Source organism: Schlesneria sp., assembly GCF_036405755.1.
Classification (GTDB): domain Bacteria; phylum Planctomycetota; class Planctomycetia; order Planctomycetales; family Planctomycetaceae; genus Schlesneria; species Schlesneria sphaerica.
In genome coordinates this window covers 1-7,874 of record NZ_DASWWZ010000221.1, presented here as the reverse complement: position 1 = coordinate 7,874, position 7,874 = coordinate 1, and the positions used below count along the sequence as shown (strand labels likewise).

Annotated in this window: 7 protein-coding genes; 2 read left to right on the top strand and 5 right to left on the bottom strand. The window is 56.3% G+C overall.

The features are described 5' to 3' along the window. The 4 genes from VGE80_RS07630 to VGE80_RS07615 all read right to left on the bottom strand — a co-directional run. The coding region (locus VGE80_RS07630; protein WP_440592225.1) for a FliI/YscN family ATPase at positions 1 to 1,017 on the bottom strand (1,017 nt) is incomplete at its 3' end. 24 nt (positions 1,018 to 1,041) lie between these two features. Further along, positions 1,042 to 1,740, bottom strand: coding sequence for a FliH/SctL family protein (locus VGE80_RS07625; protein WP_440592224.1), 699 nt, complete (start codon positions 1,738 to 1,740; stop codon positions 1,042 to 1,044). A gap of 70 nt (positions 1,741 to 1,810) precedes the next feature. Beyond that, positions 1,811 to 2,836, bottom strand: a complete 1,026-nt coding sequence (locus tag VGE80_RS07620; protein WP_440592223.1) for a flagellar motor switch protein FliG — start codon at positions 2,834 to 2,836, stop codon at positions 1,811 to 1,813. Continuing rightward, a complete protein-coding gene (locus VGE80_RS07615) occupies positions 2,833 to 4,374 on the bottom strand; it encodes a hypothetical protein (RefSeq protein WP_440592222.1) in 1,542 nt (513 codons plus the stop codon). Before VGE80_RS07615 ends, VGE80_RS07620 begins: the two co-directional genes overlap by 4 nt. Positions 4,375 to 4,742: 368 nt before the next feature. Between VGE80_RS07615 and VGE80_RS07610 the strand changes: the two genes are divergently transcribed. Together VGE80_RS07610 and VGE80_RS07605 are read left to right on the top strand one after the other, a co-directional pair. Beyond that, a complete protein-coding gene (locus VGE80_RS07610) occupies positions 4,743 to 5,195 on the top strand; it encodes an FHA domain-containing protein (RefSeq protein WP_373651998.1) in 453 nt (150 codons plus the stop codon). A 487-nt stretch (positions 5,196 to 5,682) separates the two neighbouring features. Continuing rightward, entirely contained in the window at positions 5,683 to 6,867 is a 1,185-nt protein-coding gene (locus VGE80_RS07605; RefSeq protein ID WP_440592221.1) for an acyltransferase family protein, read from the top strand. 221 nt (positions 6,868 to 7,088) lie between these two features. On the opposite strand, the gene VGE80_RS07600 is transcribed toward VGE80_RS07605, so the two are convergent. Next, positions 7,089 to 7,874, bottom strand: a 786-nt coding sequence (locus VGE80_RS07600) for an amidohydrolase family protein (RefSeq protein WP_440592220.1), incomplete at its 5' end; no start/stop codon positions are given.

Here is a 7,874-nt window from a genome sequence, read left to right as displayed (position 1 = left end):
GTGGCTCTGTTGAGCCAGTTTTCGGGACAGTACGATATGACCGTCCAACGTACCACGGACTGTATCGGAAATCGGTTCGTTGTGGTCATCCCCCTCAACAAGGACGGTGTAGAAACCGGTGATGCTGCCAGTTTCCGTTCGGCCTGTTCGTTCGAGTAGTTTTGCCAGATGAGAAAAGACACTGGGCGGATATCCCCGGTTCGCCGGAGGCTCTCCGGCAGCCAGTCCAATCTCGCGATGGGCCAGCGCAAACCGCGTCACGCTATCCATCATCAGCAGGACGTCGCGCCCCGAATCGCGGAAGTATTCGGCGATTGCTGTTCCCAGGTAAGCTGCACGAAGCCTGAGGACCACAGGATCGTCTCCCGTAGCAACAACGACGACACTGCGTGCCGCCCCTTCGGGGCCCAGGTCACGCTCGATGAATTCGCGCACTTCGCGTCCTCGTTCGCCGATGAGAACGACGACATTCACATCCGCAGAAGTCGAACGGGCGATCTGCCCAAGCAAAGTGCTCTTTCCCACACCGCTACCGGCAAAAATCCCCAGCCGTTGACCTTTCGCGCACGTTATCAGCCCATCAATCGATCGAACTCCCGTCGCCAACGGTTCATCAATTCGTGGACGCCTCATCGGCGAGATGGGAGTTGCCTGAAGTCGAACGTGGCACGGCAGAATCGCGGGGGGAAGCCCGTCGATTAAGTCGCCTCGGCCATTCACGATTCTTCCCAGCAGAGCATCTCCCACGCGGGCAATTTGAACCGACTGTCCCAGCACGGCTCGCGTTCCACGACGTATCCCCTGAGGATCCCCGTAGGGCAGCAGCAGTGTCTCCTCGCCAGAAAAGCCGATCACTTCCGCTTCCAGCGTGCTGCCGGCTTCAGTCTCGAGCTTTGCAATTGCCCCCAGGGGGGCGGGGAACCCGGAAACGGAGAGCGTCAGACCGACGATCCTCGTGACACGACCGGTGAGGCTGATCGGCAGGATCGATCTCAGGTGGTCCTCGAGAGCCAGCATACGTGGTCCTGTTTACTGAGACAGTCAGTGCTCGACGAGTTCTTCGGCGATGCGATGCAGCATGGTTTCCACGCGAGCATCGATTTCGCCATGGCGTGTTTCGATCCGGCAACTGCCTCGCGTCGAAGTGGAGTCGGGGACGAGGACCGTGTCTGCACAAGCCGTCAGCGAACGGACAATTTCCGAAGCTCGATCTCCCCACGCGGACAGGTCATCGGGGTGCAGATAGATGGTCAGTTGTGGTTGTCCCGCAGCCAGCCGCAGGGCATTCGTGATCATCTCCGTTGCACATTCCGGACGAGCTGCGATCTGACGGTGCATCAGCTTTTCTGCAATTGCAACACCCAGTCGGACAGCTGTCTGTTCCCATCTGACCAGCCAACGGTCTCGCTCGGCCTGCAGAGACTCAGCCGCGGAGAGCAGGGCGGGGAGTGCTGTTTTCAGTTGTTCTGAAATCCGCTGCTCCGAAATTTCGTCCGCTTTTCGAGTGATTTCAGCCTCTGCTTCTCGAAATCCTTCAGCAAGACCTTCCTCGCGGGCGGATGCCAGAATCGCTTCGCGCAACTGATTTGCTTCCTGTTGCGCGGTGGTGACAATCCGTTCGGCTTCCGTTCGCGCAGCAACGATTATCTCCTCAGCCTGCACTCTCAGGTCGACGAAATTAAATGTTTCGGCCTGAGACAGGCTGGACGTCGCAGTTGATTTGATGATGCGAACAGACATGACATCACTGAATTGCGGATTATTGTCGGATCTAACAGTGGGTACCCAGACGCTCCGTGAGGGGTGATCGCTACTGTTTCAGGGGTTTACGGGTTCTGATGGAGGATTTCTCTGTAGCGGCTACTTTGCTCGGAAGAACGATGTCTCCTTCTGCGGCGAGTGCGTGGATTGATCTCAAAATTTCCTGTTGAGCCGCCGTAATTTCACTGAGCCGTAACGGGCCCAGTGACTGAATGTCGCGGGCCAACCCTTTTCCCTGTGGAGCAGGCAGAGCCCGCACGACTCGTTGTCGCAGTTTGTCTGAGCAACCTTTCAACGCGAGTGCCCAGGAACAACTTTTCGTCTCGTGCAGAATGATCCCGAGCGAGTCATCTTCGATGTCGATAATGTCAGTGAAAGCAAACATCGATTCACGAAGCGATCCTGCCAGGCCAGTGTCTTTCTGATCAAGCGACTGAAGCAGATCCCGCGAGACCGCCGGTGGCGATTCACGCAGAATCGCCGCCGCGGCGGAAATTCCTCCCAATCGTAGCGGCGCCTGGCCGATTCTCACTTTCAGAATAAAAGCAATTTCATCCAGCAGTTCGGCGTCCGTGGGGCCGAGCCGCGCCATACGCCCCAGCACGTCGACTCGTAAGCTCGGCTCCAGTCCAGCCAGTACCTGAGAGGCAAGCAACGAGGGAAGCTTTGTCGCAATCACCGCAATCGCTTGGGGATGTTCGGTCTCAATCAGTTTGCGGATGTCGTCAGGATGACGCGAATGCAGGAAAGCGAACGGACCGGCGTGAACTCGTTCCTCCAGTCGCTCCTGGATCGGTTCAATTTCATTCTGGTCGATCGAGCGTTCCAGCAGTTCACGAGCCGTTTCCGAGCCGGCCGGTTGCATGAGAGGACGCGACTCAAAAGCGGTTTTGAATTCACTCAAGACCGCTTCCTGTTGTTCTCGCGTCACAGTCCCCGCATTGGCGATGGCCAGGGCAATCCGCTCGACCTGATCGCGAGGTAACCGGCCAAGCAGATCTGCCGCCATCGCCTGATCCAGGCTGAGCAGCAGGATGGCTGTCTTCTGCGTTCCATCCAGAGATTCGTGATTCATTGGGGCATCTCGCTCAACCACTTGCCGATCAATTCTGCCGATGCAGCAGGATCACTGGCGACCAGCGATCGAATCTCGTCCCGAAGATGAGCCATCCGGTCGAGGGAGGTGATGCGCGTTTCATGCGATTCGAGGACGGGCGCGACGGGCGCCGGAGCAAAATCCTCGACTTGTCGTAGATCAGCGGGCTCCCCGGCTGGTTTGACCGACGTCATCACATACTGGCAAGCCCAGATCCCCGCCAGGCCAGCGAGCGTCAGTACCAGCGACCCCGCATTCTCCTGACAGAACTTGGCAAGTGGTGATTCCGCGACGACGGATTCGGGAGTCGAGTTTCTTTCCGGCAACTCGTCGCTGAGTGTCACCGAAACTCCGGACAGGTTCGAATCCAGGGGCAGCAGTGAGGCCACCGTATTTTCCACTTTTGCGAGGACTTCTTCTTCGATTTCCGCGGGGCTGAGCGTTCGGTCACCGCTCATTTCCCGCTGTTTCGCAATTTTCTGCAGATGTTCACGCGGGATTGATACGCTGATCTGGACAGCGGAAGGAATGGCCTCGTGCATATCCTCTTCGCTGGGCTCGCGCGTGGAATCACTGACCAGTTCGGTAGAACCTCGGAAAGCGGTCGCATGCGTATCGCGGGTCTGGATAGCGGCAGGCCGATTTGCGAGTTGGACGATCTCTGGGCGTGACCGCAGATTTCGGCTTCTCGCCATCGCCGACTTGACTTGGTCCGCCTCGACCTGAACGAGGATCTCGACATGGGGAATGTAGGCCAGGGCCTTCTGAAGCCGTTGCTCGTAGTAAGCAGTGGCTTCCCGGATTTTCTGGGTGAGGAGACTCTCGCCTGATTCGTGAATTGTCTCACCGGAATAGGCCTGTCCCCGCCTCACGTCGAAGATGGTCACGTCCTGCGGGTCGAGGTCTGGCACCATACTCGCCACAACCTGCCGTAGGGAATTGACGAGACTCGGAGAAACGTCCCGCCCCTCACGAGGCTTGAGCATGACGTTGGCCGTCGCACGCGATTTTCTGTTCCAGGTTTGTTTCCGCTCGGGAGAGGCGATCGCCACCCGGGCATCTTCAATGTCGGGAACGGCCTTAATCATTCGTCGCAATTCCTGAAGCATCAAAGCTTCTTTCATCTGCGATCGCTGGCGATCGGTCGTAAAAGGGCTTTGCGATTCGAGTTGCTTGAGCATCTGTGCCCCCAGGTCAGCGGGCAGAGCATCCGTTTCGAGTAGAACCCCGTTGTAACGATCGAGTTCGCTGACGGGGGCGAGCAATTGGTGACCATCGCGGCGAAATTGCCGCAGTCCTGCCGCTTTCAAGGCCTTTTCAGCAGAGGTGAGTTCCTCTGTCGTGAAGGTCTTACCGAAGGAGACAGGCTGAAATGCCTGCTTCTGATTAACCAATATCAGCCCGCCGAATCCCGCGCAGACGACAAAAATCAATCCGATCGAAAACACCCTCTGAATCAAAGGCATCTGACGGAACTGATCAAAAAGCTGTCCGGTGAATCGCGGCAATACGTCCATGTAAAGCGAGCCGTCGAAAAGTAGACGAATCAAGCCAACGCACGGCGCGTCTTATACTTGCGACCGGCAATTCGACGCAATCCAAATCGTGTGCACTTCGCTTGTCCTGAAGAAAGTCACTGCATCCGTCATATCCCTTCTCACCGTAACTCCGTTCAGACATTGCTCATCAGCCTTAAAGCGTAAACCATCGGAGCGTCCGGTTACGGTACTGGCAACTGTATTGACTCGGTCTATAGTTTCAGGACAATGCAATGTGGACAAAGTTGTCTCTCCGCAGCCCGTTGGCAATTTTGGAGCCTGTCGGACGATTGGTTGGCTGGTATGGAACGACGAAGTCTGAGTCTTAACTTCTGAAAGCGGTGTCAATGCGTGCACATTTAATCCCGCTTAAGGGAGGTGGAGCTCCAATTCAGATTACACGGGATATCACACTCGTCGGTCGACAGGATGACCTGTGTGACATCTGCCTGGAAACGACCAGTGTCTCCAAGATGCATTGTCTGATCGTCCGAACCGACGGCCTGCTTTTCATTCGCGATCTGGGCAGCACGAACGGCACGAAAGTGAACGGACAGCGAGTCCTGCGAGGGGCATTGTTGCCCGGTGACGAACTCGCCTTCGCAGGCGAAAAATTCCGCGTGGAGATGGGCCCTGGTGAGCCGGACATCGAACCCGATCCAGAATCCCAAGATGCCCACACGGAAGAGATCACGATTCCTCCACAGCAATTGGTCGAATACTTTGCACCGTATGTCCCCGAAAAGGGAGACGACGGCAGCAGTGACAGTGACGTCCGGTTTCTCGACGATGAGGAATAGCGCCGCCGAATCTTGAGCCAGAAGCACCAGAGACCGTTCCCGAAGGAACATCTGACGGATGCCGCTCGGTGTAGCTCGATCCGGGGCGATACGAAGACGCATTTTCGCTTCCTTCGATCCCTCACGATAACCTGGCCACGGCGAGCATCGAGCGTTTTTGTTCCCGGGCTAAGTGTTTAACACACAAGACTTAAAGACAGCATAGCGTTCGCTGCTGAATTGCATTTCTCAGATGCCCCCAATACACTTCGGGCACTCTGCGGACGATGTTCAACGCGCCCTAGTTCGTCGTGCTGCCCAGACGAATGTGCCTGTCACAGTCAGACGATCAACTTGTTCCCCATTCTGCCGTTTCCGCATGAACGTCGATTTGGGTTCTTGAGCTTCGTCGGTGCGTTTTGACATAATCACGATGCCGTACGGACTCGTCACCAATGATTGTGGCTTCTGTAGCCCGATTGCGAAATTGTCGAGGAGGAACTGACTTTTGTCTTCGCAAAATGATAGCGCACCGAAAACCCTCGCCGGGTGGCAGTCCGACTCCTTTGGTAAGAACAACCTCGACTTCTGCAGATTCTGGTTAGCGGTTCTCGTGATTTTCTCGCACTCGTACGCACTGGCGGAAGGTCATGAAGAAAACGAACCCCTGGGACTTTTCACGCACGGGCAGCTTAATTCAGGTCCGTTCGCCGTCTGCTGCTTCTTCATCATCAGCGGATTTCTGATCACACATAGCTGGTTGCGTTCAAAGTCAGCGGTCGATTACCTGAAGAAACGGGCCTTCCGTATTTATCCCGGATTCATTGTCGTCGTTCTTCTGGGTGTGTTCGTCATCGCTCCGTTCGTTTCAGAAAACCTTCATTTCGGAGTCAAAAGACTCCTCACGATCCCAATCTCGCTGCTGGCGTTGAGAAACGTCGACCTGCGTGAGGCATTCGTCAACAACCCTTACCCCGGCACGATGAACGGATCTCTCTGGTCAATTCCCTACGAATTCAAGTGCTACCTGGCTGTTATGGCGATTGGCGCCGCTGGCTTGTTGACCAGGCGTCGCGGATTGGTCCCGTGGCTGTTCCTCGTCACGCTGATTGCAGGGGCCCTCTATCCGTTCTTCCCAGTTCCGGCGCTCGATAAAGGTCCATTTGCTGCGATCGTCGGCAGTGCCGAAGCGTGGAGCCGGGTGTTTCCCTACTTCATCGCCGGATTGGCGTTTTACGTCTACCGCAAGAGTATTCCGTTTTCGACGCCGCTGTTCGTAGCGTCGGTCATCGCCTTCGTCGCTGCATCCTTTGCACCACCGGCCGGCCGGTTCGTCTTTCCGTTCGCCATCACCTATGCCCTGTTCTGGTTCTCGTTCCATCCTGCCATTCATTTCGAGAACTGGTCGCGTTACGGCGACTTCTCATATGGGATCTACTTGTACGCGTTTCCCATTCAACAATTGATTGCTTTGTCGATGCCCGGTGTCTCCGCAATCACAATGTTCTTCATCGCGACTCCGTTGTCGATCCTTGCCGGGGCCATCAGTTGGCACCTCGTCGAAAAGCACTTCCTGAAGATGAAGCACCGACCGGCAAAGCCTGTGGAAGTGAAACAGCCCGCCGTCATCGACAGTGCTGCGGCATTAAAGAGCGAGGCGACCAATCTCGGCAGCGGTGTCGTTGCCAAGTAGTCAACGCGGACTCGTTGGCCGCGTGCTCTACGAACGAGTCCCAATCGGCCAGGGCGGGCGCGGAGTTTGGTCACTGGCCTGACGACTGCTGAAGCGTCGTTACTTGAAGAACGATTCGTTTACACAGCGCCGAGGGCGATTGTGGAGCACCTGAAGACAAAGAAACCGCACACCGTGTGGGGCCGAGGCTCCCACACGGCGATGCGTTCTCTTCAATGGCGTCAGGCGTAGAAGAAGACTTTTTCTGCCGTCTTACGCAGCAGCCACTCCCGATCTTCTTTAGATGTGAAGCTGAGACGGTCCCGCACCAGGCTGATCGAGGCCTTGTAGTTGTTCTCCCCCTCGATCTGGTACGGCGAGTCGCTTGCCCACATTAACCGCTGGGGACCGAAGGCCTCGTACAGTCGCTTGATCATGGGAATCAACTCGTCATGCGGTGGTTTCTTCTTGCCGAGCGCGTAAAAGGCAGAAATCTTAACGTGACAATTCTTGTGACGGGCCAACCGACTGAGGTTAGCCACGTCCGCGTCGCGGACCTGTCCATCAACGCCGATACGTGCGAAGTGATCAATGACGACCGGCGTGTCGGGATGTTGCTCACACATGCGGTCCGTCGCCGGCAAGTCAGAGGCATCAATGAGCAGGCACATTGCCTGTCGCGTCTTGGCCCCCGTTTTCCACATTTCGATCATGCCGGGCGTTTCCAGCCATTTGGAACGTTCTTCTTCCTTCCGCACGAAGGGAGTGATACGAAATCCGGTGACCCCTTGCGGCAAGAGGGCTTTCATGGCTTCTCCGGGCTTCGGCTGGTGGTCGTCGACCATTCCCTGAATCCGGAACAACTTTGGATGCCGCTTTACCGCGTCGATCAGGTATGAGTTGTCGAACAGGTGATAGACCGAATGCTGGATTAACACGACTCGACCCACCCCTTCAGGTCGTGCCACAGCCATCAGTTCGTCGTCGGTGAAACTGGCAGGCTTGAGATCCGCTTTGGTGAGTCCTGG

Bases quoted from the DNA above. Each gene is read 5' to 3' on its own strand.
- VGE80_RS07625 (WP_440592224.1), bottom strand. From the start codon at position 1,740: ATGTCTGTTCGCATCATCAAATCAACTGCGACGTCCAGCCTGTCTCAG.
- VGE80_RS07615 (WP_440592222.1), bottom strand. From the start codon at position 4,374: ATGGACGTATTGCCGCGATTCACCGGACAGCTTTTTGATCAGTTCCGT.
- VGE80_RS07610 (WP_373651998.1), top strand. From the start codon at position 4,743: ATGCGTGCACATTTAATCCCGCTTAAGGGAGGTGGAGCTCCAATTCAG.
- VGE80_RS07620 (WP_440592223.1), bottom strand. From the start codon at position 2,836: ATGAATCACGAATCTCTGGATGGAACGCAGAAGACAGCCATCCTGCTG.